20 protein-coding genes are annotated in these 25,103 nt (G+C 72.5%); 13 read left to right on the top strand and 7 right to left on the bottom strand.

Translation table 11 applies throughout. From position 1 onward, the window contains the following. Positions 1 to 6 precede the first annotated feature (6 nt). The 4 genes from EUA94_RS09785 to EUA94_RS09770 are packed head-to-tail and all read right to left on the bottom strand — an operon-like array spanning position 7 to position 4,148. Positions 7 to 1,200, bottom strand: a complete 1,194-nt coding sequence (locus EUA94_RS09785; protein WP_129426689.1) for an ABC transporter permease — start codon at positions 1,198 to 1,200, stop codon at positions 7 to 9. Next, the gene (locus EUA94_RS09780) at positions 1,197 to 2,078 is read right to left on the bottom strand and encodes an ABC transporter ATP-binding protein (RefSeq protein WP_129426688.1); all 882 of its coding nucleotides are present in this window, start codon (positions 2,076 to 2,078) and stop codon (positions 1,197 to 1,199) included. Before EUA94_RS09780 ends, EUA94_RS09785 begins: the two co-directional genes overlap by 4 nt. Positions 2,079 to 2,130: 52 nt before the next feature. Next, positions 2,131 to 2,817, bottom strand: a complete 687-nt coding sequence (locus tag EUA94_RS09775) for a response regulator (RefSeq protein ID WP_129426687.1) — start codon at positions 2,815 to 2,817, stop codon at positions 2,131 to 2,133. Further along, positions 2,814 to 4,148: a sensor histidine kinase gene (locus EUA94_RS09770; RefSeq protein WP_129426686.1), complete on the bottom strand. Its 1,335-nt coding sequence runs from the start codon at positions 4,146 to 4,148 to the stop codon at positions 2,814 to 2,816. The genes EUA94_RS09775 and EUA94_RS09770 overlap by 4 nt, the downstream gene beginning before the upstream one ends. Before the next feature lie 84 nt (positions 4,149 to 4,232). Between EUA94_RS09770 and EUA94_RS09765 the strand changes: the two genes are divergently transcribed. Further along, positions 4,233 to 4,931 carry a hypothetical protein gene (locus EUA94_RS09765; protein WP_129426685.1) on the top strand — a complete coding sequence of 233 codons (699 nt, stop codon included), beginning with the start codon at positions 4,233 to 4,235 and terminating at the stop codon, positions 4,929 to 4,931. Between the two features lie 9 nt (positions 4,932 to 4,940). Here the strand turns inward: EUA94_RS09765 and EUA94_RS09760 are convergent, their stop codons facing one another. Continuing rightward, complete coding sequence (locus tag EUA94_RS09760) at positions 4,941 to 6,137, bottom strand: acyl-CoA dehydrogenase family protein (RefSeq protein ID WP_129426684.1); 1,197 nt, start codon at positions 6,135 to 6,137, stop codon at positions 4,941 to 4,943. A 440-nt stretch (positions 6,138 to 6,577) separates the two neighbouring features. On the opposite strand from EUA94_RS09760, the gene EUA94_RS09750 reads away from it, so the two are divergent. From EUA94_RS09750 to EUA94_RS09705, 10 genes are all read left to right on the top strand, one after another. Then, positions 6,578 to 7,546, top strand: coding sequence for an alkaline phosphatase (locus EUA94_RS09750; RefSeq protein WP_277986099.1), 969 nt, complete (start codon positions 6,578 to 6,580; stop codon positions 7,544 to 7,546). 87 nt (positions 7,547 to 7,633) lie between these two features. Continuing rightward, complete coding sequence (locus EUA94_RS09745) at positions 7,634 to 8,659, top strand: iron ABC transporter substrate-binding protein (RefSeq protein WP_129426681.1); 1,026 nt, start codon at positions 7,634 to 7,636, stop codon at positions 8,657 to 8,659. Between the two features lie 110 nt (positions 8,660 to 8,769). After that, positions 8,770 to 10,209, top strand: a complete 1,440-nt coding sequence (locus tag EUA94_RS09740) for an ABC transporter permease (RefSeq protein WP_207210487.1) — start codon at positions 8,770 to 8,772, stop codon at positions 10,207 to 10,209. Further along, positions 10,206 to 11,276: an ABC transporter ATP-binding protein gene (locus tag EUA94_RS09735; protein WP_129426680.1), complete on the top strand. Its 1,071-nt coding sequence runs from the start codon at positions 10,206 to 10,208 to the stop codon at positions 11,274 to 11,276. The genes EUA94_RS09740 and EUA94_RS09735 overlap by 4 nt, the downstream gene beginning before the upstream one ends. Beyond that, a complete protein-coding gene (locus tag EUA94_RS09730) occupies positions 11,273 to 13,822 on the top strand; it encodes an AMP-binding protein (RefSeq protein ID WP_129426679.1) in 2,550 nt (849 codons plus the stop codon). The genes EUA94_RS09735 and EUA94_RS09730 overlap by 4 nt, the downstream gene beginning before the upstream one ends. Positions 13,823 to 13,875: 53 nt before the next feature. Beyond that, the gene (locus tag EUA94_RS09725; protein ID WP_242494772.1) at positions 13,876 to 15,663 is read left to right on the top strand and encodes an acetyl/propionyl/methylcrotonyl-CoA carboxylase subunit alpha; all 1,788 of its coding nucleotides are present in this window, start codon (positions 13,876 to 13,878) and stop codon (positions 15,661 to 15,663) included. 145 nt (positions 15,664 to 15,808) lie between these two features. Next, a complete protein-coding gene (locus EUA94_RS09720) occupies positions 15,809 to 16,438 on the top strand; it encodes a TetR/AcrR family transcriptional regulator (RefSeq protein ID WP_129426678.1) in 630 nt (209 codons plus the stop codon). Further along, positions 16,435 to 18,123, top strand: a complete 1,689-nt coding sequence (locus tag EUA94_RS09715) for an FAD-binding dehydrogenase (protein ID WP_129426677.1) — start codon at positions 16,435 to 16,437, stop codon at positions 18,121 to 18,123. The genes EUA94_RS09720 and EUA94_RS09715 overlap by 4 nt, the downstream gene beginning before the upstream one ends. A 75-nt stretch (positions 18,124 to 18,198) precedes the next feature. After that, complete coding sequence (locus EUA94_RS09710; protein ID WP_129426676.1) at positions 18,199 to 19,200, top strand: RNA polymerase subunit sigma-70; 1,002 nt, start codon at positions 18,199 to 18,201, stop codon at positions 19,198 to 19,200. Beyond that, positions 19,197 to 19,574: a DUF6069 family protein gene (locus tag EUA94_RS09705; RefSeq protein ID WP_129426675.1), complete on the top strand. Its 378-nt coding sequence runs from the start codon at positions 19,197 to 19,199 to the stop codon at positions 19,572 to 19,574. Before EUA94_RS09710 ends, EUA94_RS09705 begins: the two co-directional genes overlap by 4 nt. Before the next feature lie 3 nt (positions 19,575 to 19,577). Here EUA94_RS09705 and EUA94_RS09700 read toward each other — a convergent pair whose 3' ends face one another. Next, positions 19,578 to 20,276 (bottom strand): TetR/AcrR family transcriptional regulator, encoded by a 699-nt coding sequence (locus tag EUA94_RS09700; RefSeq protein WP_129426674.1) that lies wholly within the window; start codon positions 20,274 to 20,276, stop codon positions 19,578 to 19,580. 134 nt (positions 20,277 to 20,410) lie between these two features. On the opposite strand from EUA94_RS09700, the gene EUA94_RS09695 reads away from it, so the two are divergent. Together EUA94_RS09695 and EUA94_RS09690 are read left to right on the top strand one after the other, a co-directional pair. Continuing rightward, positions 20,411 to 21,352, top strand: coding sequence for an NAD-dependent epimerase/dehydratase family protein (locus EUA94_RS09695; protein WP_129426673.1), 942 nt, complete (start codon positions 20,411 to 20,413; stop codon positions 21,350 to 21,352). Positions 21,353 to 21,406: 54 nt separating this feature from the next. Beyond that, a complete protein-coding gene (locus EUA94_RS09690) occupies positions 21,407 to 24,793 on the top strand; it encodes a pyruvate carboxylase (protein WP_129426672.1) in 3,387 nt (1,128 codons plus the stop codon). Here the strand turns inward: EUA94_RS09690 and EUA94_RS22610 are convergent. After that, positions 24,790 to 24,969: an NUDIX hydrolase gene (locus tag EUA94_RS22610; protein WP_242494771.1), complete on the bottom strand. Its 180-nt coding sequence runs from the start codon at positions 24,967 to 24,969 to the stop codon at positions 24,790 to 24,792. The two genes, EUA94_RS09690 and EUA94_RS22610, sit on opposite strands and share 4 nt — an antisense overlap. Positions 24,970 to 25,103 lie beyond the last annotated feature (134 nt).

The raw sequence follows: 25,103 nt of genomic DNA, 5'->3' as shown, positions 1-25,103 counted from the left end.
GCGGCGTCACTCCGCGGCGGACCACGCCTGGCGCAGGCCCACCCGGCCACCGGTCTGGAGCAGCGCGCGGCGGTAGAGGCGCTCCCCCACTGCCACGGTGACGGCGGCGAACACGGCCAGCAGCCCGAGCGCGACCAGCGGCTCCCACCACTCCACGCCACCGGCGAGGATCCGCTTCGGCATCACGACGGCGGAGACCGGCGGGATGAACGACGCGATGACCTGGCTGCGGCCGTCGAGCGAAAGCCCGCCGAAGAACATGACGAGCATGAGCATCGTCAGCGGCGTCGACGTCGCCTGCAGGTCCTCGGTGCGCGAGGCCAGCGAGCCGGCCACCGCCCAGAGGCAGGCGAGCGCGATGAAGCCGGCGAGGAAGAAGCCGATGAACCAGGCCGTCGGTCCGGACAGAGCCGGGACGTACGACTTGTACGACGTGAACGACAACCCGACGAGGCCGACCACGAGGTAGACCAGCAGCTGGATCAGCGCCAGCGCCGTGTTGCCGAGCACCTTGCCGGCGAGCAGGTGCCGCAGCGGGATCGCGGCGGCGATGATCTCCACGATCCGGCTCTGCTTCTCCTCGATCACCGACGAGGCCAGCTGCATGCCGAAGATCAGGGCCGCGAAGTAGAACAGGAACACGAAGACGAACCCGACCGCCTCCGCCACGGCGGCCTTCTCGGCGTCGCCGCGCAGGAAGGCGGTGGACACGGCACTGCCGGCCTCGAGCTGCTCGACCGTGGTGCCGGCGCCCGCGGCGTTGTCCGCGAGAACCTGCTGGCGTACGACGGTGCGCGCGACGTCGGTCAGCGCGTCCTGCTCGCTCGACTCCGACGTCAGCTCCCAGCCGCCGTCCACCGGGTGCAGCCAGGCGTCGACCTCGTCCTCGTGGAGCGCGGCCTCGGCGGCGGCGTCGTCGTCGAGCTCGACCAGCGTGACCTTCACCTGGTCGTCGACCTCGGGCGCACCGTCGACGATCGCTGACGCCATGGCGACGGCGTCGGGGGTGGCGCCGAGGGTGACCGTCTCGGTCTTCTCGTCCTGCCAGGCGCTGAACCCGATGAAGCCGACCAGCAGCACGACCATCAGCACGGTGCCGAGGAGGAAGGACTTGTCGGTGATGCGGGACACGACCTCGCGGCGCGTGACCAGCACCCAGGCGGGCTCGGTGCCCTCGGTGCGGTCGGAGTGGGTGCTCATGCTGTGGCCTCCCGGTAGATCTCGCTGAGCGCCGGGCGGACCCGGACGAACTCGTGGACGTCGCCGCGGCGCGTGGCCTCGGCGATCAGGTGCTGCTCGGCACCGTCGGTGTGGACCTCGACCAGAGCTGTCGTGCCGTCGAGGTCGAGGACGTCGAGGCCGCTCTGGTCACGCACCCAACCGGCATCGCCGCCGAGGACGAGTCGGAAGCGCGGCACCCCCGCGCCGCGCAGCTCCGACACCGTCCCGGCGGCGACCCGGCGTCCGTGGGCCAGCACGACCAGGCGGTCGCACAGGCGCTCGACCAGGTCGAGCTGGTGGCTGGAGAAGAGGACCGGGATCCCGTCGCGGGTGTACTCCCGCAACAGGTCGACCATCGAGTCCACGGCCAGCGGGTCGAGGCCGGAGAACGGCTCGTCGAGGACCAGCGCGGCCGGCTTCGGCAGCACGGAGGCGATGATCTGCACCCGCTGCTGATTACCGAGCGAGAGCTTCTCGAGGTGGTCCTTGGTCCGCTCCCCCAGCCCGAACCTCTCGAGCAGCTCCTGCACCTGGCGGCGGGCCTCGACCCTGCTCATGCCCTTGAGCTGGGCGACGTACACGAGCTGGTCGAGGATCGGCTGCTTCGGGTAGAGCCCGCGCTCCTCCGGCATGTAGCCGAAGGTGCGCCGGTCCAGCCGGGTGATGGGGCTGCCCTGCCAGTGCACCTCGCCCTCGTCGATGCCCAGCACGCCCATGACCATCCGCATGGTCGTGGTCTTGCCCGCGCCGTTGGCGCCCACGAAGCCGGTCATCTGACCGGCCGGCACCTCGAACGACACGCGGTCGACGGCGGTGTCGGCACCGAACCGCCTGGTCAGCTCCCGGATCTCCAGCATGTGACCGACGCTAGGCGGCTCGCGCCTTGAGCGGATCCGTCGCGCCGGTGATTCACTCCTCCGTCGGGAGGATGAGGCCGGCCTCGTAGGCGAAGATCACGGCCTGCACGCGGTCGCGCAGGTGCAGCTTGGCGAGCACGTTGGACACGTGGGTCTTGACCGTCGCCTCGCCGAGCACGAGCTCCGCAGCGACCTCGGCGTTGGAGAGGCCGCGGCCGAGCAGGACCAGCACCTCCCGCTCGCGGGCGGTGAGGTGTGCGAGAGCGGCGGGCTCCGGGCGGTCCGCGCGGGCCTCGCTCCCCGCGGACATCCGGCCGATGACGCGACGGGTCACCTCGGGGGCCAGGAGCGCGTGGCCGCGTCCGGCGGCGCGTACGGCGTCGAGGAGCTGCTCCGGGCCGGCGTTCTTCAGCAGGAAGCCGCTGGCGCCTGCCTGCAGGGCGTCGAAGAGGTAGTCGTCGCGGTCGAAGGTGGTGACGATGACGACGCGCCCGAGGTCGTCGGCGACGAGGTGGCGGGTGGCCTCGATGCCGTCCATGCGGGGCATCTGGACGTCCATCAGCACGACGTCGGGTCGGGTGGCACGCGCCTGCTCGATCGCCTGGAGGCCGTCGGCGGCCTCGCCCACGACCTCGATGTCGTCCTCGACCGAGAGCACCATGGCGAAGCCGGAGCGCACCATGGCGTGGTCGTCGACCAGCAGCACCCGCAGCGGCTTCAGCTCCGACGGGTCCGTCATGCGCCCGCCCCGAGCGGGTAGCGCACGCGCACCCGGTAGCCACCGGTCACCCGGGGCCCGATGTCGACCTGTCCGTCGTGGGTGGCCGCGCGCTCGCGGATCCCGAGCTGGCCCAGTCCGCTGCCGGAGGTGCCACGGCGCGAGCGTCCGTTGTCGACGACCTCGACCTCGGCGTAGCCACCTGGCTGCGACTCGTCGACGCGGACCACGACCGACACGGTGTCGGCGGTCGAGTGGCGACGGACGTTGGTGAGGGCCTCCTGGACGGTGCGGAACACCGCGAGCCCGATGCCTCGCGGCAGGCGCGCGGCCGCGCCGTCCTGCTCCTCGACGACGGCGAGGTTCACGACCAGGCCCTGACCGTCGACCTCGGCCACGAGGCCCGGGAGGTCGCTGACCCCGGCGTCGGTCGTACGCGTGCCGCTCTCCTCCGCGCCCTCGCCACCGCCCTCGCGGAGCGTGCCGAGCAGGCGGCGCATCTGGGTGACCGCGTCGCGCGAGGCCTCCTCGACGTGGGAGAGGGCCGTACGCGCGGCGTCGGGATCGCGGTCGAGGACGCGTCGTGCCGCACCCGCCTGGATGCCCATCGCGGACACACCGTGCGCAACCACGTCGTGCAGGTCGCGGGCGATGCGGAGGCGCTCGTCCACGACCGCCTGCTCACGCAGCCGGCCCGCCTGGGCGGCGATGGTGACCGCCTGGGCCTGGAGCCGGTCGCGCTGTCGGGCCGCACGCCACGAGACCCCGCCGCCGGCGATCGCGCCACCGAAGTAGATGACGTTGATCAGCAGGGTGATCGCGATCGCCGCCGGGATCGGCGGGAAGATCCCGGTGCGCCCGGTGAATTCCTCGTCGTCGAGCCACTCCTGCACCGTCGAGCCCAGCGCGAACTGCCAAGTGATCCAGGCGAACATGAAGAGCACGATCGTGCCCACGACGATTGCCATCGCGCGCCGGTCGCGCGCCCACGCGACGCCACTCAGGAGGGCCACGAAGTAGACGATCTGCAGCGACACCTGCCCCATCACCTCGGGCATGGTGACGCCCGCCACGAACATGTGCACGGCGGCGAGGCTCGCGACCGCCAGCGGCCACCTCCGACGGCCGAGCAGGAGGACCGCCCCCGACGAGACCGCCAGCCACTGGACCCATGCCGGCCCGTCGGTGTGCTCGAGGCCGCCGGAGCTGCGCACCAGCTCGAGGGCGAGCAGGCTGACCGCCTCGACGCTGGCGGCGAGCACGACGTCCTGCCGCCCGATCGCGGGCCGCGGGCGCTCCCACGTGTCGTCCACGCCGAACCACTCCAGCAGGCGTGCGGTCGGACGGGGCATGCTGGCGAGGGTAGATGCCTTCGGCTCTCCCCGGATCCGTCGGGAGGCGGAGATGCGGAGTCAGCGCCGCTCTACTCTCGGGGCATGGCTCCTTCGGCCCTCACGCACGACGACCTGGAGTGGGCGCTCGACGTCCTGGCGCGGCGTCGGCAGGCGCTCGTCCCGCACGCGCCGGCGTTCTGGCGACCAGCACCCGACGCGCTCGACCGTCACCGGGACCACCTCGACCACCTCCTGTCCGCCGGGGCTCGTGGCTTCCGCACAGCGGGCTCGGTCCTCCTCGCCGCTCCGCGGGGCGACGGCTGGCTGGTCGACGACGCGGCGGTCGAGGGGGCCGCACCGGCGTCCGAGTGGCAGCACCTCTGGGACGCGTTCGCCGACGCCTGTCCGGGAGACGCCGTACGGCTGGTGTGCCCGACGTACGACGCCGAGCGGGCCGAGCACGCGACCCGGGTCGGCCTCAACGTGGCCGAGTCGTGGTGGTTGCGCGAGCTGCCAGGCTCCGGTGGAGGGCAGTCCGGCATCGACGTGGCGTTGCCCGGAGCCGATGCCGTCACCGTCGGAGCACCGCCGGTCTACGCGCCTCCGGGCCCGATCCTGTTCCTGCCGACAGTGAAGGACGTCGCCGCCCTACCGGCCGCTCTCACCCGGGCGCCCGAGCTGGGCTGCGTAGCGATCGTGGTCGCCCAGCGAGCAGGCCACCAGGACCTGGCGGACGACCTGTCGGCCTGCGGCTTCCGCCGGCACTGCGACTACTACGAGGGTCGGATCGCTCCGACCTGAGCCGGCAGGTCACTCGACCGGAAGGCCGAGCCCCCGCGCGATGAGCATCCGCTGGACCTCGGAGGTGCCCTCGCCGATCTCGAGGACCTTGGCGTCGCGGTAGAACCGGACGACCGGGTACTCCTCCATGAAGCCGTAGCCGCCGAAGACCTGGGTCGCGATCCGGGTCGCCGTCACGGCGGACTCCGTGGCGTAGAGCTTGGCGACGGCGGCGGCCTGCTTGAACGCGCCCATGGAGACGTTCGAGCCGGCGTCCATCGCGTCCTTCATCGCCGCGGCCTTGTAGGTCAGCAGGCGCGAGGCGTCGAGCATGACCTGGAGGTCGGAGATCTGGAAGGCGAGCCCCTGCTTGCGACCGATCGGGCCGCCGAAGGTCTGGCGCTCGCCGGCGTACTGCAATGACATGTCGAGGCAGGCCTGGATGCAGCCGACCGCGAGGGCGGCGATCGCGACGCGACCGTCGTCGAGGGTGGCGAGGAACTGCGCGTAGCCGCGACCCCGCTCGCCGAGCAGGTTCGCCTCGGGCACGCGCGCGTCGGCGAAGGACAGCGGGTGGGTGTCGGAGGCGTGCCAGCCGAGCTTGTCGTACGCCTTCTCGGCGACGAAGCCGGGAGTACCGGACGGGATGATGATGGTCGACAGCTCGGGCCGGCCGTCCCCCCGGTCGCCGGTGCGCGCGGTGACGGTGACCAACGAAGTGATCGACGAGCCGGAGTTGGTGATGAACTGCTTCGAGCCGTTGACGACCCACTCGCCGCCTTCGAGGACGGCCTTCGTCTTCGTCGCGCCCGCGTCGGAGCCGGCGCCCGGCTCGGTCAGCCCGAAGCCGGCGACCTTGTCACCGGCGACCAGGTCGGGCAACCACGACTGCTTCTGCTCATCGGTGCCGTAGGTGAGGATCGGGTTGATGCCGAGGCCGACAGCAGCCTCCAGCGTGATCCCCATCGACTGGTCGACGCGACCGATCTCCTCGATCGCCAGGCAGAGCGAGGTGAACCCGCCGTCCTCGCCGGCCATCCCGGCGCCGCCGAACTCCTCCGGAGCGGTGAGGCCCATCAGCCCGAGGGCGCCCATCTTCTGGACGACATCCGTCGGGAAGTGGTGGTCACGGTCCCACTGCGCGGCGTGGGGCGCGATCTCGGCCTCCGCGAAGTCACGGACGCTGCGACGGAACTGCTCGTGCTCAGGGGACAGCTCGAAGGTCATGCGTCGCACTCTAGCGGGCGGGGTTAATGATCGCTAACCCCCTCGATCACACCGCGCCGTAGGCTGCCGACCCCTGCAGCCGACGGAAGGACCGCCGTGAACCGCCGCACCCTCCTGGTGGCAGGCACCGCGCTCGTCGCCGGAGCAGCCGGAGCCACGATCGGCGCCGTCGTCCCGGACGACGCCCCCGCGCGCCCCGCCACCAGCGACCCGGTGGTGGCGGCACAGCAGAGCGTCATCCTTCTCATCGGCGACGGCATGGACGACTCGATGATCACCGCCGCGCGCAACTACGCGGTCGGCGCCGCGGGCAGGCTCGCGCTGGACGAGCTGCCCTCCACCGGCGCCATGACGACGTACGGCCTCCTGCCCGGCGCCGGGCCCGAGTTCCGATCGCCTACGTCGGGCGCATCTCGCAGGGGCCGTCGAACGCCCAGGACGTGCCCGGCGAGGACCACGAGACGGTCCTGGAGATGTACGCCCGGCTCGGCCGGCGTACGGGCAACGTCACGACGGCCGACATCACCGATGCGACGCCCGCGGCCGCGGCGGCCCACGTCAACGCCCGCTCGTGCCAGGACCCCTCCACGATGGCCGCGTGCCCGAGCGCGCGGAAGTCGGCCGGCGGCAGGGGGTTGATCGCCGAGCAGCTCGTGGACAACGAGGTCGACGTCCTGCTCGGCGGGGGCAGGGAGCGCTGGGACCGGTTGCTGGAGGACGGCTCCCAGACCCTGCTCGACTACGCCACCTCGACGTACGGCTACCGGACCGTCGGCACGGCTGCGGACCTCGACGCCGTCAACGACCTGTCCGACGGACCACTCCTCGGGCTCTTTGCCCCCAACCACCTGACCCGCGCGTACGCGCCGCTCGTCGCCGCACGGGGCGGGGCGACCGCGCCGGAAGGGTCGTGCACGGCGCAGGACCGCGGCACCGAGCCCACGCTGCAGCAGATGACCGCCACGGCGATCGAGCTGCTCGACAACCCGGACGGGTTCTTCCTCCAGGTCGAGGGCGCCAGCGTCGACAAAGCGGAGCATGAGCGTGACATCTGCGGCGCGATCGGCGAGCTCGAGGAGCTCGACCTGGCCGTCAGGGTCGCCCTCGACTACCAGCGCACCCACCCCGACACCCTGGTCATCGTCACCGGCGACCACGCCCACTCGACCCAGATCGTGGCCAACGACGAGGGCGGCCGGCGGACCGCCACCGTGGTCACGGCCGACGGCGTGCCGATGACCGTGGCCTACTCCTCGGCCGAGGGCGGCGACCCCCAGCGCTCCAGCCACACGGGGACGCAGATCCGCGTCGCGGCAGTCGGCCCGCAGGCCGATCGGGTCACGGGCGTCATCGACCAGACGGACCTCTTCGCCCTCATGACCAGCGGCCTCGACGCCGGCGGCGAGTGACCCCGCGGATGTGACGTACGCAATTACCCGGCCCCCGGCGCACCGGTCTAGAGTTAGGCGAGCCTAAGCAAAGTAAGGACGCCCCCTGTGACGACTTCCCCCCGCCGTGCCGCACGCCTGAGCGTGACCCTGGCCGCGACGCTGCTGACCGCCTCGACCCTGACGGGCTGCGGTGTCTTCGGCTCGCCCGACCTGGTGATCTACAACGCCCAGCACGCGGAGCTGCTCGACGAGATCATCCCGCTGTTCGAGGAGGAGTCCGGCCTCGACGTCGAGCTGCGCAGCGGCAAGGACCTGGAGTTCGCCAACCAGATCGTCGAGGAGGGTGAGGACTCCCCCGCCGACGTGTTCCTCACCGAGAACTCGCCCGCGATGAGCATCGTCGACAACGCCGGGCTCTTCGCCGAGCTGCCCGAGTCCGCCACCGCGTCCATCCCGGAGCAGTACGTCGCCGCCGACCGCGCGTGGACCGGCTTCCTGGCCCGCTCCACCGTCGCGATGTACAACACCGACTCGATGACCGAGGCCGACATGCCCGGCTCGATCCTCGACTTCGCGCTCCCCGAGTGGAAGGGCCGCGTCGCGTTCTCCCCCACCGGCGCGGACTTCCAGGCGATCGTCTCCGCCGTCCTCGAGCTCGAGGGCGAGGAGGCCACCGCCGCCTGGCTGCAGGGCCTCAAGGACAACGGCGTCATCGTGCAGAACAACCTCGTCGTCATGCAGTCGGTGGACTCCGGCGAGGTCGACGCCGGCATCGCCTACCACTACTACTGGTACCGCGACCGCGAGGAGAACGGCACCGACTCCGACAGCTCGGCGCTGCACTTCTTCGGCAACCAGGACCCCGGTGCGTTCCTCAGCATCTCGGGCGCCGGCATCCTCGCCAGCAGCGAGCACCAGGCCGCCGCGGAGGAGTTCGTCACCTGGCTCACCGGCACCGAGGCGCAGCAGGCGATGGCCGAGTCGTACGCCCTGGAGTACCCGCTCAACCCCGACGCAACGCTCAACCCCGACGTGAAGCCGTTCGACGAGCTCGAGCCGCCGGAGGTCGACGTGGCCAGCCTCAACGGCCCGCAGGTCACCGACCTGATGACCGCGGCAGGGCTGCTCTGACCACGGCCTCGGCCACCACCGGGCGACGTACGCCGCCCCTGCTGCTCGCAGCCGGGGCGGCCGTCGCCGTCCTGGCGCTGGTCCCCCTCGCCTACGTCGCCACCTACGTCGTGGTCATCGGCCCCGTCGAGCTGTGGCAGCTGCTGGCCCGTCCCCGGATCGGCGAGCTGCTGCGCAACACCGTCACCCTGGCCGCGGCCTGCATGGCGGCGACCGCCGCTCTCGGCGTCGCCCTCGCGGTGCTGGTCGAGCGCACCGACCTGCCGGCGCGCCGCCTCTGGCACGGCCTGCTGGTCGCGCCGCTCGCCGTGCCGGCGTTCGTCAACGGCTACGCCTGGGTCTCCCTCGACCGCAGCGTGCACGGCTTCGCCGGTGCGTTCGGCGTGGTCACGCTGTCCTACTACCCCCTCGTCTACCTCCCCGTCGTCGCGATGCTGCGCCGCCTCGACCCGGCGCTGGAGGAGTCCGCGTGGTCGCTGGGGCACTCGCGTGCCCGCACCCTGCGCACGGTCGTGCTCCCGCAGCTGCGCCCCGCGCTCCTCGGTGGAGCGCTGCTCGTCGGCCTGCACCTGCTCGCGGAGTTCGGCGCCCTGTCGCTGCTGCGGTTCCCGACGTTCACGACGGCCATCTACGACCAGTACGGCTCGACCTTCAACGGTGCTGCCGCTACCGCGATGGCCGGCGTCCTCGTCGTGCTCTGCCTCTTCCTGCTCCTCGCGGAGCTCCGCCTGCGCGGCGACCGGCGCTACGCCCGGGTCGGCCGCGGCGCCGCCCGCGAGTCCGTTCCGCTCGCGCTCGGCCCGTGGCGCTGGCCGCTGGTCGCGACGACGGGTGCCGTGGTCCTGCTCGCTGTCGGCGTCCCGGCGTTCTCGCTCGTGCGGTGGCTCGTGATCGGCACCTCGACCCAGTTCCCACTGGCCGACCTGGCCCAGGCGCTCGTCACCACCGTCCTCCTCGCGCTCGCCGGCGCGGTGGTCACGACGCTGGCCGCCGTGCCGGTCGTCTGGCTCGCCGTCCGCCACCGGGGCTGGGCCTCGACGCTCATCGAGCGGAGCTCGTACGTCGCCAACGCGCTGCCGGGCATCGTGGTGGGCCTGGCACTCGTCGTGGCGTCGCTGCGCCTGGTGCCGGTCGTCTACCAGACCGCCACCCTCCTCGTCGCGGCGTACGCCATCCTCTTCCTGCCGCGCGCTGTGGTGACGGTGCGCGCCGGCCTCGAGCAGGCGCCCGTGGGGCTCGACGACGTCGCACACAGCCTCGGCGTCGGGCCGCTCGCCACCGCCCGCCGGGTCACCCTGCCGCTCATCGCTCCCAGCCTCGGGGCCGGCGCGGCCCTGGTCTTCCTGGCGATCTCCACCGAGCTGACGGCCACCCTCATGCTCTCGCCGATCGGCACCAGCACCCTCGCCACCGAGTTCTGGTCGGCCTCCTCCGAGCTCCGCTACGGCGCCGCGGCGCCGTACGCCCTGCTGCTCGTGCTCGTCTCCATCCCCGCGACCGTGCTGCTGATGCGCACCGACAGCTCCACCGATCGAAGGGGGACTCCATGAGCTCGCTCACCGTCACCGGCGTGACCAAGTCGTTCCCCTCGACCGGTCGCGGGCACGCGGCGACCCGCGCGGTGGACGACGTCACGCTCCACGTGCCGCACGGCTCGTTCACCACCGTCCTCGGCCCCTCGGGCTGCGGCAAGACGACGCTGCTCCGGCTCATCGCCGGCTTCCTCGTGCCCGACTCCGGGAGCATCGCCTTCGGCGACACCGTCGTGGCCGGCGACGGCGTACGCCCGATGCCGCCGCAGACGCGCCGCGTGGGCTACGTCCCGCAGGAGGGCGCGCTCTTCCCGCACCTCGACGTGGCCGCCAACATCGCGTTCGGGCTGGGCCGCGAGGCCCGCGAGTCGCGCGGCGACGACCGCGTTGCCGAGATGCTCGACCTGGTCGAGCTCCCCGCCGACTTCCGCGACCGCCGACCCGACGAGCTCTCCGGCGGCCAGCAGCAACGCGTGGCGCTGGCGCGCTCGCTCGCACCGCAGCCCGCGGTCGTGCTGCTCGACGAGCCGTTCTCCTCCCTCGACGCCGGCCTGCGCGGTACGACCGCACGGGCCGTACGCCGCGCCCTCCAGGCCAGCAACACCACCGGCGTCCTCGTCACGCACGACCAGAACGAGGCGCTCTCGCTGGCCGACGAGGTGGCGGTCATGCGCGCCGGACGGCTCGTCCAGTCGGCCCCACCCAGCCAGGTCTACCTGTCCCCCAGCGACCCCCAGGTCGCGGAGTTCGTCGGCCGCGCGGTCGTCCTGCCCGGCACCGCGAACGCCGCCCACGCCACCTGCGCCCTCGGACAGGTCGTGCTCACCGAGCCGACCGAGGGCGAGGTCGCGCTGATGATCCGACCCGAGCAGGTCTACGTCGACCTCGTGCACGCCGAGGGGGTCCGCGGGACGGTCGAGGAGGTCAGCTACTACGGCCACGACTGCGCCGTGCAGGTGCGGCTCGACGACGGGACGTCCGTCCTGTCGCGGATGTCGGGCGTCCTCCACCCCGTTGCAGGCGACACCGTCCACCTGCGGGTGACCGGGCTGGTCCGCGCCTACCGACCCGCCGGGTCGCCGTGACGACCACCTCCACCTCACCGGCCGTCCGCGACACCGGCCGCACGGCGCCGGTCCTCGCCCACGCGGCGTACGGCGACGCGCAGGCCGTCGTCGCGGGCGACGTCGAGCTCAGCCACGCCGCCCTGGCCCAGCTGGTCGCCGATCGCGCTCGCACCTGGGGACCGGAGCGACGGCTGGTCCTGGTCGAGGGCGCCAACGACCTCGACTCGCTCGTCGCCTACCTCGCCGCCCTCCAGCACGGGCACGTGGCGCTGGTCGTCCCCGACGCCCGCAGCGTCCAGCGCAACGCGATCGTCGCGGCCTACGACCCCGACATCGTCTGTGTCGCCGGCGCCCGCGACGACGTACGCCGTGACGCGTCCGCGCACGACCTCCACCCCGACCTCGCACTGCTGCTCAGCACGTCCGGCACGACGGGATCGCCCAAGCTGGTGCGGCTCTCGCGCACCAACGTCGCCAGCAACGCCGCCGCCATCGCCGACTACCTCGCACTCACGCCGGCCGACCGCGCGATCACCGCGCTGCCGCTGCACTACTGCTACGGCCTCTCGGTGCTGCACTCGCACCTCGTCGCCGGCGCGAGCATCGTGCTGACCGGGCTGAGCGTCGTCGACGAGTGCTTCTGGGACCTCGTCACCCGCACCGGCGTCACCACCCTCGCCGGCGTACCGCACACGTTCGACCTGCTGGCGACCAGCGGCTTCGAGGGCCGCGACCTGCCGAGCCTGCGCCAGGTGACCCAGGCCGGTGGCCGCCTCGACCCCGACGCCGTACGCCGCTGGAGCCGCTTCGGTCGCGGTCGCGGCTGGGACCTCGTGGTCATGTACGGCGCGAGCGAGGCGACCGCGCGGATGGCGTACCTGCCGCCGCACCTCACCCAGGACCACCCCGCGACGATCGGCGTAGCCATTCCGGGGGGACGGCTACGCCTCGACGAGGGTGTGGACGAGAGGGCCGGAGTGGGCGAGCTCGTCTACTCCGGCCCGAACGTCATGCTCGGCTACGCCGAGTCGTCGGCTCACCTCGCCCTCGGGCGCGAGGTCGACGAGCTCCGCACCGGTGACCTCGCCCGGGAGACCGACGGGCTGTTCGAGGTCGTCGGCCGGCTGAACCGCCACGGCAAGGTGTTCGGCCTCCGCCTCGACCTCGACGGGCTCGAGCGCCACCTCCGGGCCGAGGTCGACCGGCGCGCCCGTGTCGTGGCGACCGACCGGGCCGTCCACGTCTTCCTCACCTCCGGTCGCGGCAGCGCGTCCGCTCGCGCACTCACCGCCAGCCACTGCGGCGTCCCTCCGCACGCGGTGGAGGTCACCGTCCTGCCGCACGTCCCGATGACGAGCACCGGCAAGGCCGACTACGCCGCGCTGACCGTCCTCGCTGCCGAGGCCGAGCAGGAGCCCACGACCGCGGAGACCGGCTCGGTCCGCGCGCACTTCACCCAAGTCCTGGGCCGCCCGGATGCCGACGAGGGCGACTCCTTCGTCGACCTCGGCGGCGACTCCCTGTCCTACGTCGAGCTCGCCACCCGGCTCGCCGACACCTTCGGCGGCGCCGTGCCCACCGGCTGGCACACACGCAGCATCGGCGAGCTCGAGCGGCTTGCCGCGGCGGTCGGCAACCGCGGCACCGACAGCGGGCGACGCGGCTGGGCGCGCCTCGACACGACGGTCGCACTGCGCGCGCTCGCGATCCTCTTCGTCGTCGCCAGCCACGTCGACCTCGTGGCGCTCGAGGGCGGCGCCCACCTGCTGCTCGCCCTCGCCGGCTACAACTTCGCCCGCTTCCAGCTCGCCGCCGCCGGTGGCGCTCGTACGCGGCTGCGCCACGGTCTCTCCGGGCTTGCCCAGCTCATCGTCCCGTCCGTGCTCTGGGTCGGCGCGGTCGCGGTGGTGCTAGGCAGCTACGACGTCACCACCGCGCTGTTCGTGCGCGAGCTCCTCAACAGCTCCGAGTGGGACGACCAGTGGCAGCTCTGGTTCCTGGAGTCGCTGGTGTGGCTCACGGCCGCCGCGCTCGCCCTCACCTGCCTGCCCGTGCTGCACCGCCTCGAGCGGCGTACGCCGTTCCGGTTCGCGCTGGTCGTGCTGGCCGTGACCGCCGCGGCCCGGTTCGCCGACGTCGGCCTGCGGGCCGGCCCGACCCAGCGCTACACCACGCTCGTGGTCGCCTTCGTCTTCGTGCTCGGCTGGCTCGGCGCGCAGGCCGACACGACCCGGCGCCGCGTGGTCGTCTCGGCGCTCGCGGCGGCGCTCACGATCGGCTTCTTCGGCCAGGTCCACCGCGAGGTCATCGTCCTGGGCGGCTTCCTGCTGATGCTCTGGCTCCCGCACGTCACCGTTCCCGCGTGGGTCGCCCGGGCCGCCGGCGTGCTCGCCGGCGCCAGCCTCTTCATCTACCTGACCCACTGGCAGGTCTACCCGCCGCTGGAGGACTCCGGGCACCAGTGGCTCGCCCTCGGCGCCTCGCTCGCGGTCGGCATCGCCTACGGCCACGTCGTACGCCCGCTGCGCAAGGCTGTCGGACGCGCCGTGCTCGGCTCGCGGTAGGCTGCCCAGCGGTACTTTTCCCGGCCCCCGTGCCGCCGACCCAGGAGTTCCGCGTGAGCTTGAAGAAGGTCCTCATCGCCAACCGCGGCGAGATCGCCGTCCGCGTCGTCCGCGCCTGCAAGGATGCCGGCATCGGCTCGGTCGCGGTGTACGCCGACCCGGACCGCGACGCCCTCTTCGTCCGCCTCGCCGACGAGGCGCACTCGCTCGGCGGCGCGACTCCCGCCGAGTCGTACCTCGACATCGCGAAGATCATCGCGATCGCCGAGAAGTCTGGTGCGGACTCGATCCACCCGGGTTACGGCTTCCTCGCCGAGAACGCCGACTTCGCCCAGGCCGTCATCGACGCCGGGCTGATCTGGATCGGTCCCCCGCCGGCGGCGATCGAGGCGCTGGGCGACAAGGCGAAGGCCAAGCACATCGCCGACCGCGCCAACGCGCCCCTCGCGCCCGGCACCAAGGACCCCGTCAAGGACGCCGACGAGGTCGTCGCGTTCGCCGGGGCCAACGGCCTGCCCGTCGCGATCAAGGCGGTCTTCGGCGGCGGCGGTCGCGGCCTCAAGGTCGCCCGCACGCTCGAGGAGATCCCCGACGCGTACGAGTCCGCGGTCCGTGAGGCCATCTCGGCGTTCGGTCGCGGCGAGTGCCTGGTCGAGAAGTTCCTCGACAAGCCGCGCCACGTCGAGACCCAGTGCCTGGCCGACCAGCACGGCAACGTCGTCGTGGTCTCGACCCGCGACTGCTCGCTGCAGCGCCGCAACCAGAAGCTCGTCGAGGAGGCGCCCGCGCCGTTCCTCACCGAGAAGCAGGTCAGCGAGCTCTACGAGTCGTCCAAGCGCATCCTCACCGAGGCCGGCTACTACGGCGCCGGCACCTGCGAGTTTCTCGTCGCCCAGGACGGCACGATCTCCTTCCTCGAGGTCAACACCCGCCTCCAGGTCGAGCACTGCGTGTCCGAGGAGGTCACCGGCATCGACCTGGTCCGCGAGATGTTCCGCATCGCGGCCGGCGAGGAGCTGGGCTACGGCGATCCCGAGATCCGCGGCCACTCCATCGAGTACCGCATCAACGCCGAGGACGGCGGCCGCAACTTCATGCCCGCCCCCGGCACCCTGTCGGCCTGGTCGCCGCCGAGCGGCCCCGGCGTACGCCTCGACGGTGGCTACGAGAACGGCGAGACCATCCCCGGCTCGTTCGACTCGCTCATCGCCAAGCTCATCGTCACCGGCGCCACGCGCACCCAGGCCCTCGAGCGCTCGCGCCGTGCCCTCGACGAGTTCATCGTCGACGGCATGCCGACCGTCATCCCGTTCCACCGCGCCGTGGTGCGCGACCCGGCCTACGTCGGTGCGTCGACGCCGACCGGCGACGGCGAGTTCACGGTCTACACCCAGTGGATCGAGACGGAGTTCGACAACCAGATCGAGCCGTACGCCGGCGACTCGGCCGAGGCCCCTGAGTCAGGGTGGGGGCCGGGCGAGCGGCAGAAGGTCACCGTCGAGGTCGGTGGACGCCGGCTCGAGGTCGTCCTCCCCGCCGGGCTCGGCGGGCTGTCGGGCGGAGGCTCCGGCGGCGGCGTTAAGAAGGCCAAGCGGTCCGCCAAGAAGGCCGGGGCGGCCGCCTCAGGCGACGCCGTCACCTCGCCCATGCAGGGCACGATCGTCAAGGTCTCCGTCGAGGAAGGCGCCACGGTCGCCGAGGGCGACGTCATCGTCGTCATGGAGGCGATGAAGATGGAGCAGCCCCTCAAGGCCCACAAGGCCGGCACCGTCACCGGCCTCCAGGCCGAGGTCGGCGCCACCGTCACCAACGGCGCGGTGATCTGCGAGATCAAGGACTGACCCTGACGCCGTCGGAGTCCCCGCTCAAGCGGTGACTCCCGCGCGGATGGGCCGTTGCAACGGCCTACCGGCGACGGACTCACCGCTGAAGCGGGGACTCATACCATAGATAGCAACCGCTCGCTTTCTATGTCACACTCGTCCGGTGACCATCCCCGCCCCACCCCGACGCACCCAGGCGCAGCGCCGCGAGGGCACGATCGGCGCGCTGCTCGACGCGACGGTGAACTGCCTGGCCGAGCGTGGGTACGCCGCCACCTCGACCGCCGCCGTGTGCGCGGAGGCAGGCGTCAGCCAGGGCGCGCTGTTCCGCCACTTCCCCACCCGCCAGGCGCTGCTCGTGGCCACCGCCGAACACGTGGCCACGCGCAACGTCGAGACGTTCCGCGCGACCGTCGCGGCCGAGGTCGACACGGTCGACGACGTGGTGGCGGTGCTCGGCCACCTGCGGGCGGCCGTGCTCTCCCCCGCCAACCAGACCTGGCGCGAGCTGCTCGTCGCCGCGCGGGCCGACGCCGACCTGCGCGCAGCGCTGCTCCCGGCGCGCGAGTCGCTGCAGGCCCAGCTGCTCGCCACCGCGGGCGACCTGTGGGGTCCGCGCCTCCCTGCCGACGACCTCGCCGCCGTGCTCAGCATCGTCGTCAACATGCTCGACGGGCTGGCGTTCTCCGCCCTCGACCCCGACCCGACGGCCGCCCCCGGCCGCACCGTCGAGCGCGCGCTGCGCCTGCTCGCCGAGATGATCGTCAGCCACTACCCGCAGGAGCAGTCATGAACGACTTCACCCCCGACGTGATCGTCGTCGGCGCCGGCCTCGCCGGCCTCGTCGCCACCCACGAGCTGGCCCGAGCCGGCAAGCGGGTGCTGGTCCTCGACCAGGAGAACCGCGACAACCTCGGCGGGCAGGCGTGGTGGTCGCTCGGCGGGCTGCTGTTCGTCGACAGTCCCGAGCAGCGCCGGATGGGCATCAAGGACTCCCCCGAGCTCGCCTGGCAGGACTGGCAGGGCTCAGCGCAGTTCGACCGGCTCGGCGACGGGACGGATGGCCCCGGGCGCGGCGAGGACTTCTGGCCGCGGCAGTGGGCCAGGGCGTACGTCGACTTCGCCCACGCGGAGAAGCGCGCCTACCTCCACGACCTGGGTCTCACGTCGCTGCCGTTCGTCGGCTGGGCCGAGCGCGGAGACGGTCGGGCCACCGGCCACGGCAACTCCGTGCCCCGCTTCCACCTGACGTGGGGCACCGGACCCGAGGTGGTCCGCATCTTCAGCGAGCCAGTGGAGCGGGCCGAGGCGCAGGGGCTCGTACGCCTCGCGTTCCGCCACCAGGTCGACGAGCTGGTCGTGGAGGACGGCGCGGTGGTCGGCGTGCGCGGCACCGTGCTGGTCGACGACGACTCCGCCCGCGGGGTGAAGTCCAGCCGCGAGGCCGCGGGTGGGTTCGAGCACCGGGCCCCCGCGGTCGTCGTCACCTCCGGCGGCATCGGCCACAACCACGAGCTGATGCGCCGCAACTGGCCGACCGAGCGCGTCGGTGCGGCGCCCGAGCACATGATCTCCGGCGTCCCCGCGCACGTCGACGGCCGCATGCAGGGCATCGCCGAGGAGGCGGGCGCGTCCATGGTCAACAAGGACCGGATGTGGGCCTACGTCGAGGGCATCCACAACTGGGACCCGGTGTGGCCCGACCACGCGATCCGGATCCTCCCGGGGCCGTCGTCGATGTGGTTCGACGCCACCGGTCGCCGGCTCGAGGGGATGTCGGGGGTGCCCGGCGCCGACTCGATCGGGGCGATGAAGCAGATCCTCGCCGCTGGTCACGACTACTCGTGGTTCGTCCTCACGCAGTCGATGATCGAGAAGGAGTTCGCCCTGTCGGGCTCCGAGCAGAACCCCGACATCACCGGCAAGGACCTGAAGTTCCTCGCGAAGACCCGCCTCGCCAAGGGCGCACCCGGCCCGGTCGAGGACTTCAAGGAGCACGGCGTGGACTTCGTCGTCGCCGACGACCTCGACGAGCTGGTCGTCGGGATGAACGAGCTGGCCCGGGGCCCGAAACTCGACGTCGAGGCGCTGCGCCACCAGATCGAGGCCCGCGACCGCGAGGTCGACAACTCGTTCAGCAAGGACATCCAGGTGATGGCGATCCACAACGCCCGCCGCAGCCGCACCGACCGGCTGATCCGCGTCGCCAAGCCGCACAAGGTCCTCGACCCGGCCCACGGCCCGCTCATCGCCGTACGCCTCAACATCCTGTCCCGCAAGACGCTCGGCGGGCTGGAGACCGACCTCGACGGCCAGTGCGTGGCCGCCGACGGTTCCCGCGTGCCCGGCCTGTACGCCGCGGGCGAGGTCGCCGGCTTCGGCGGTGGCGGGGTCCACGGCTACAACGCGCTCGAGGGCACGTTCCTCGGCGGCTGCATCTTCTCGGGCCGGGCCGTCGGGAGGGCGCTCGCCCGCTGACCCGCGGCGTGATGAGTTCTGCGGCCCTCCGCGGTCATACGTGCAAGAAGACGACACCACGACGGAGGATGTGCGATGAGTGCAGTGCTGAGCAGGGAGAAGGAGCCGGGCGTGAGCGAGCTGGGTGCGACGGACGAGGCCGGGTTCACGGCGCTCGCCGAGCGGCACCGCCGCGAGCTCCACGTCCACTGCTACCGGATGCTCGGGTCGTTCCAGGACGCCGAGGACGCCGTGCAGGACACGTTCCTCCGCGCCTGGCGGCGCCGGGAGACCTTCGAGGGGCGCTCGACGTTCCGCGCGTGGCTCTACCGGATCGCTACCAACGCCTGCCTCGACATGCTCGCGAAGCGGCGCCCGGAGCCCGCGACCGGCGGCGAGGTGCTGTGGCTGCAGCCCTACCCCGACCGGCTCCTCGACGAGCTGACGGCCGATGACGCCGACGAGCCGGAGGCGGCCGCCCTCGCACGGGAGACCATCGAGCTGGCGTACGTCGTCGCGGTGCAGCACCTCGCTCCCCGCCCACGCGCCGCACTCATCCTGCGCGACGTCGTCGGCTGGCCCGCGAAGGACGTCGCCGACCTGCTCGGCGACTCCGTCAACTCGGTCAACAGCGCGCTCCAGCGGGCCCGCGCCGGCATGCGCGAGCACCTGCCCGCCGAGCGCCAGGAGTGGACCGGTGGCGACGACGACGCCGACAACCGCGAGCTCGTACGACGGTTCACCGAGGCCAGCGTGGCCACCGACATCGACACGATCGCCACCATGCTCCGCGACGACGTGCGGTTCGCGATGCCGCCGGTCCAGGGCCTGACGATCGGCCGCGACGCCGTCCTGGCGGACTGGATCGAGGGCGGCTACCCCGAGATGACCGGCCTGCGCGGCGTCCCGATCTCGGTGAACCGGCAGCCGGCGGTCGGCTACTACGTGTGGCACGAGCAGGAGTCGGCGTACCTGCCGCTGGCCCTCGACGTGCTGCGCGTGAGCGACAGGTCGATCACCGAGGTCACGATCTTCGGCCCCGAGCAGTTCCCGCACCTCGGCCTGCCGGCACGCCTCCCCGAGGACGGTGCCCGGTGATCCGGCTCGCGCGCACCGGGCTCCTCGCCATCCTCGCTGCGATGGTTGCCACCGGCGTCGTCGCCGCGGTGGCCCGTGCCTCGGGCGTCGACCTCGTGGTGGACGGCGGCGAGCTCCCGGTGTCGGGGGTCGCCTTCGTGACCGGCGTCTTCTCGCTCGTCGGCGTGGTGCTCGCGGCCGCGCTCCTGCGCTGGGCCGGGCGGCCGGCCGACCTGTTCGTGCGGATCGCCGTGGGCCTGACGGCCCTGTCCCTGGTCCCGCCGCTGCTCTGGGGGGAGGAAGCAGCGACCACAGCGACGCTGATCGTCCTGCACCTCGTGGCCGCGGCAGTCATGGTCCCCGCCCTGACACGGAGCCTGCGCGTGCCGGCCTGACGGTCAGCCCAGTCCCACAGCCTCCGCGAGCGCCTCGAGGTGGTGCTCGAAGAGGTCGCCGGGCTGGCTGAAGGTGTCCGGGCCGTACTGGCCGAACACCTCCCAGGTCACGCACCCGAAGAGGGCGGCCCACGCGAACATCCCGCGGGCGACCAGCGCGTCCGGCACGGTCACGCCCATCTCCCGCCGGATGCGCGCGACGTCTCGTGAGAGACGGCGGGGGGTCACCGGGGCCTCGGACACCGTGATCGCCCCGGCGTCCCAGGCGTCCTGCAACACCTCGACCAGCCGGGCGGCCACCCGGATGCCGGGGCCGGTCGTCCGCTCGGCGGGAGCCTCGTAGCCCGGCACCGGGCTGCCGAAGAGCAGGGCGTACGTCGCCGGCTCGGCCAGTGCCCACGCGCGCACGGCCCGACCGATGGCAGCCATCCGACCGGCATGGTCACCCGTATCGACCCGCTCCAGGGCGGAGTCGACGGCGTCGCCGAGCTCGTCGTAGCCGTCGATCACGAGGAGCGTGAGCAGCTCGTCGCGGCTCGCGACGTAGCGGTAGACCGCGGACGAGACCACGCCCAGGTCCCGCGCGACCGCGCGCAGCGACAAGGCTGCCGCGCCCTCGGTGGCCAGGTGCTCGCGACCGATGCGGACGACGTCGCGCATCGTCTGCTCGCGTGCCCGGGCGCGTGGCGTGCTCGTGTCCATGGGTTGATCCTGTCACATGTGCGAGCACATGTATCGAACGAGAGCACTGCTCTTGCATTTGCGCATGCAGCGATGCATCATGGACGAAACGAGAGCACTGCTCTCGCATCCATCCACCACCAGAGGAACCCACCATGAGCACCGTCCACGTCGTCACCGGAGCCGGCCCCGTCGGCTCGACCGTCGCCCAGCAGCTCGCCGACGCAGGCGAGCAGGTCCGCCTGCTCACCCGATCGGGGAGCGGCCCCGTCCACCCGTCGATCGAGCGCCGCCGCGTGGACGTCTCGCAGCCCGACGCGCTCGCCGAGGCCTTCGCCGGCGCGGTCGCCGTCCACCACTGCATCCACGGCTCGGCGTACGACGCGAGGGTCTGGCGCGCCGAGCTGCCGCTGGCCGAGCGTGTCGTGCTCGAGGCCGCCGGACGCGTCGGTGCGGTCGTGGTCTTCCCCGAGAGCCTCTACTCCTACGGTCCGGTCGACGCCGTGATCACCGAGGAGACACCGCGCACGGCGACCGGCGGCAAGCTCGGCGTACGCACCGAGCTGCTGGCCCAGCGCGAGACGTCCCCCACCGCGACGGTCAGCGTGGCGGCCTCGGACTTCTACGGGCCGCTGGTGCTCAACGCCCACGCCGGCGAGCGCCTGGTGCCGACGGTGCTCGCCGGGCGCACGATGCGCGTCCTGGCCAGCCTGGACCAGCCGCACTCCTTCACCTACGTCCCCGACCTGGCGGCCGCGATGATCACCGCCGCCGGTCGCGAGGACCTCTGGAACTCGTTCCTCCACGCACCCACCGCGCCAGCCGTCACCCAGCGCCAGCTGGTGGAGCTGGTCGCAGTGGCGGGCAGCGTCCCGACCCCGCGTACGTCGGCGATCCCCGTGCCGGTGCTGCGCGGGATGGGACTCGTCTCCCGCGAGATGCGCGAGCTGGCCGAGACGTCGTACATGTTCTCCCGGCCGTTCGTGATGGACTCGTCCGCCAGCGAGCGGCTGCTGGGCCTCGCGCCGACCCCGCTGACCGACGGCATGGCCCCGACGGTCGCCTGGTGGCGGAGCCGGGAGCGGGCCGCGGCCTGACCGGCGTACGGACGAGTAACCCACGTCACACGCGTCACTCGATAGCGTGCGCCCATGTTCTCCAAGGTCCTCATCGCCAACCGTGGTGAGATCGCAGTCAGGGCGCTCCGAGCCGCGCGCGAGATCGGCTCGAAGACCGTCGCCGTCTTCCCGTACGAGGACCGCTGGTCCGAGCACCGGATGAAGGCCGAGGAGGCCTACGAGATCGGCGAGGTCGGACACCCGGTCCGGGCCTACCTCGATCCCGACGCGATCGTCGCGGTCGCCGTGCAGTGCGGTGCCGACGCGGTCTACCCCGGCTACGGCTTCCTGTCGGAGAACCCCGCCCTGGCCGAGGCGTGCGCCGCCGCCGGGATCACCTTCATCGGCCCCAGCGCCGAGGTGCTCACCCTCACCGGCAACAAGGCCCGCGCGATCGCCGCAGCCAAGGCCGCCGGGGTGCCGGTGCTCCAGTCGGTGGACCCGTCGACCGACGTCGAGGCGCTGCTCCTCGCGGCGGAGTCGATCGATGCGCCCCTGTTCGTCAAGGCGGTCGCCGGCGGCGGCGGCCGCGGGATGCGGAAGGTGGACGACCGGGCCGACCTGCGCGAGGCGATCGAGACCTGCATGCGCGAGGCCGAGGGCGCCTTCGGCGACCCCACCGTCTTCATCGAGCAGGCCGTGGTCGACCCGCGCCACATCGAGGTGCAGATCCTCTCCGACGGCACCGGCTCCGAGGGCGGCGTGATCCACCTGCACGAGCGCGACTGCTCGGTGCAGCGCCGCCACCAGAAGGTCGTCGAGATCGCCCCGGCACCGGGCCTCGACCCCGAGATCCGGGACCGGATGTGCGCCGACGCGGTGCGCTTCGCCCGCGAGATCGGCTACAAGAACGCCGGCACCGTCGAGTTCCTCCTCGACCCCCACGGGCGCTACGTCTTCATCGAGATGAACCCGCGCATCCAGGTCGAGCACACCGTGACCGAGGAGGTCACCTCGGTCGACCTCGTGCAGTCGCAGATGCTGATCGCGGCCGGCGCCACGCTCGCCGACCTCGGCCTCACCCAGGACGTGGTGCACCCGCGCGGCTTCGCGCTCCAGTGCCGCATCACGACGGAGGACCCGTCCAACGGCTTCCGCCCCGACACCGGGAAGATCACGACCTACCGCTCCCCCGGCGGTCCGGGCGTCCGCCTCGACGGCGGCACGACGTACGCCGGTGCGGAGATCAGCCCCCACTTCGACTCGATGCTGGCCAAGCTCACCTGTCGCGGCCGCACCTTCGAGTCGGCCGTGCAGAAGGCGCGTCGCGCGCTGCTGGAGTTCCGCATCCGCGGGGTCTCCACCAACGTCGCCTTCCTCCAGGCCGTGCTGGCCGACCCCGACTTCGCCGCCGGCGGCGTGACCACCTCGTTCATCGAGGACCACCCCCAGCTGCTCAAGGCCCAGGTCGGCGGCGACCGTGCCTCGCGCCTGCTGACCTACCTCGCCGACGTCACGGTGAACCAGCCGCACGGCGCGGCGCCCGTCACGGTGTCGCCGACCAGCAAGCTGCCGACGCTCGACCGCTCGAAGCCCGTGCCCGCCGGCACCCGCCAGCTGCTGCGCGAGGTCGGGCCCGAGGAGTTCGCCCGCCGGCTGCGCGCCCAGGACCGGGTCGCGGTCACCGACACGACCTTCCGCGACGCGCACCAGTCGCTCCTCGCGACCCGCGTACGCTCCCGCGACCTGCTCGCCGCCGCTGACCACGTCGCGCGCACCACGCCGGAGCTGTGGTCGGTCGAGTGCTGGGGCGGGGCGACGTACGACGTCGCGTTGCGCTTCCTCGCCGAGGACCCGTGGGAGCGGCTGGCCGCGCTGCGCGAGGCGATCCCCAACATCGGGCTGCAGATGCTGCTGCGCGGACGCAACACCGTCGGCTACACGCCGTACCCGACCGAGGTCACCGAGGCCTTCGTGCACGAGGCCGCCGAGACCGGCATCGACGTCTTCCGCATCTTCGACGCGCTCAACGACGTCTCGCAGATGCGCCCCGCCATCGACGCGGTGCGCGCCACCGGGACGTCCGTGGCCGAGGTGGCGCTCTGCTACACCGGCGACCTCTCGTCCCCCGGCGAGCGGCTCTACACGCTCGACTACTACCTCCGCCTCGCCGAGCAGATCGTCGACGCAGGCGCCCACGTGCTGGCGATCAAGGACATGGCCGGCCTCCTGCGCGCACCCGCGGCGCGCACCCTGGTCACCGCGCTGCGCGAGCGCTTCGACCTCCCCGTCCACCTCCACACCCATGACACCCCTGGCGGCCAGCTCGCGACGCTGGTCGCCGCGATCGATGCCGGCGTCGACGCCGTCGACGCGGCCTGCGCGGCGATGGCGGGCACCACGTCGCAGCCGGCCCTCTCGGCGCTGGTCTCGGCCACCGACCACTCCGCGCGCGAGACCGGTCTCTCGCTCGCCGCCGTCAACGCGCTCGAGCCCTACTGGGAGGCCACCCGTCGGGTCTACGCGCCCTTCGAGTCCGGCCTGCCGGCCCCGACCGGTCGGGTCTACCGCCACGAGATCCCCGGCGGCCAGCTCTCCAACCTGCGCCAGCAGGCGATCGCGCTCGGCCTCGGCGAGAAGTTCGAGCAGGTGGAGGACATGTACGCCGCCGCCAACGACATCCTCGGCAACGTCGTCAAGGTGACCCCCTCGTCCAAGGTCGTCGGCGACCTGGCCCTCGCGCTCGTCGCGGCCGGGGCCGACCCGGCAGCCTTCGAGGCCGACCCGGCGTCGTACGACGTCCCCGACTCGGTCGTCGGCTTCCTCAACGGCGAGCTCGGTGACCCGCCCGGCGGCTGGCCCGAGCCGTTCCGCACCAAGGCGCTGGCCGGGCGTACGTGGAAGCAGCCGGCCGCCAGCCTGACTCCCGAGCAGCAGGCGGGGCTGGCCTCCGACCGGCGGACGACGCTCAACGAGCTGCTGTTCCCCGGACCCACCGCCGCCTTCGTCGAGTCGCGGGCGCTCCACGGCGACCTGTCCGTGCTGCCGACCATCGACTACCTCTACGGCCTGCGCCGCGGCGGCGAGCACCCCGTGGAGCTGCGCGAGGGCAAGACGGTGCTCTACGGACTCGAGGCGATCAGCGAGCCCGACGAGCGCGGCTTCCGCAACGTGATGGCCACGATCGACGGCCAGCTCCGCCCGGTGCAGGTGCGCGACCGCAGCGTCGCCGCCGACGTCGCCTCGGCCGAGAAGGCAGACCCGAAGGCCACCGGCCACGTCGCGGCGCCGTACGACGGTGCAGTGACCGTGACCGTCGCCGAGGGCGACGCGGTCGAGGCCGGGCAGACCGTCGCGACCATCGAGGCGATGAAGATGGAGGCCTCGATCACGGCCCCCGTCGCCGGCACGGTCAGCCGCCTCGCGATCCGCTCCACCCAGGGTGTCGAGGGCGGCGACCTGGTGCTGGTGATCGGTTAGCGGCCTCGCATGGCCTCCACCAGCGCCGCGCGTACGCCCTCGTGCGCCGGCGGAGGCAGCTCGTCGAGGTCGAACCAGCCGAGGTCGTCGTGCTCCTCGGGAGCGACGTTGGTCGGGGTGCCCGCCCACTCCGGGACCAGCCAGGCGCTCAGGATCGCCGGCCTCCATGACGCCACCCGCCAGGTCCCAGACGTCGGGGTAGGCCCGCTTGTCCGGTCTCCGGTGCACCAGCAGGACCCGTCCGTCGCGGACCAGCGCGCCGACCACGACTCTCACCATGGGCGGATCACAGCACACGCGTCCGACAACG

This window comes from Nocardioides zhouii, assembly GCF_004137345.1.
Lineage (GTDB): Bacteria > Actinomycetota > Actinomycetes > Propionibacteriales > Nocardioidaceae > Nocardioides > Nocardioides zhouii.
Note: the sequence above shows the minus strand (reverse complement) of the source record. Positions and strands in the feature narration are given on the sequence as shown.

Bases quoted from the DNA above. Each gene is read 5' to 3' on its own strand.
- EUA94_RS09770 (WP_129426686.1), bottom strand. From the start codon at position 4,148: ATGCCCCGTCCGACCGCACGCCTGCTGGAGTGGTTCGGCGTGGACGAC.
- EUA94_RS09695 (WP_129426673.1), top strand. From the start codon at position 20,411: ATGAGCACCGTCCACGTCGTCACCGGAGCCGGCCCCGTCGGCTCGACC.
- EUA94_RS09775 (WP_129426687.1), bottom strand. From the start codon at position 2,817: ATGACGGACCCGTCGGAGCTGAAGCCGCTGCGGGTGCTGCTGGTCGAC.
- EUA94_RS09765 (WP_129426685.1), top strand. From the start codon at position 4,233: ATGGCTCCTTCGGCCCTCACGCACGACGACCTGGAGTGGGCGCTCGAC.
- EUA94_RS09785 (WP_129426689.1), bottom strand. From the start codon at position 1,200: ATGAGCACCCACTCCGACCGCACCGAGGGCACCGAGCCCGCCTGGGTG.
- EUA94_RS09780 (WP_129426688.1), bottom strand. From the start codon at position 2,078: ATGCTGGAGATCCGGGAGCTGACCAGGCGGTTCGGTGCCGACACCGCC.
- EUA94_RS09735 (WP_129426680.1), top strand. From the start codon at position 10,206: ATGAGCTCGCTCACCGTCACCGGCGTGACCAAGTCGTTCCCCTCGACC.
- EUA94_RS09710 (WP_129426676.1), top strand. From the start codon at position 18,199: ATGAGTGCAGTGCTGAGCAGGGAGAAGGAGCCGGGCGTGAGCGAGCTG.
- EUA94_RS09690 (WP_129426672.1), top strand. From the start codon at position 21,407: ATGTTCTCCAAGGTCCTCATCGCCAACCGTGGTGAGATCGCAGTCAGG.
- EUA94_RS09700 (WP_129426674.1), bottom strand. From the start codon at position 20,276: ATGGACACGAGCACGCCACGCGCCCGGGCACGCGAGCAGACGATGCGC.
- EUA94_RS09715 (WP_129426677.1), top strand. From the start codon at position 16,435: ATGAACGACTTCACCCCCGACGTGATCGTCGTCGGCGCCGGCCTCGCC.
- EUA94_RS09760 (WP_129426684.1), bottom strand. From the start codon at position 6,137: ATGACCTTCGAGCTGTCCCCTGAGCACGAGCAGTTCCGTCGCAGCGTC.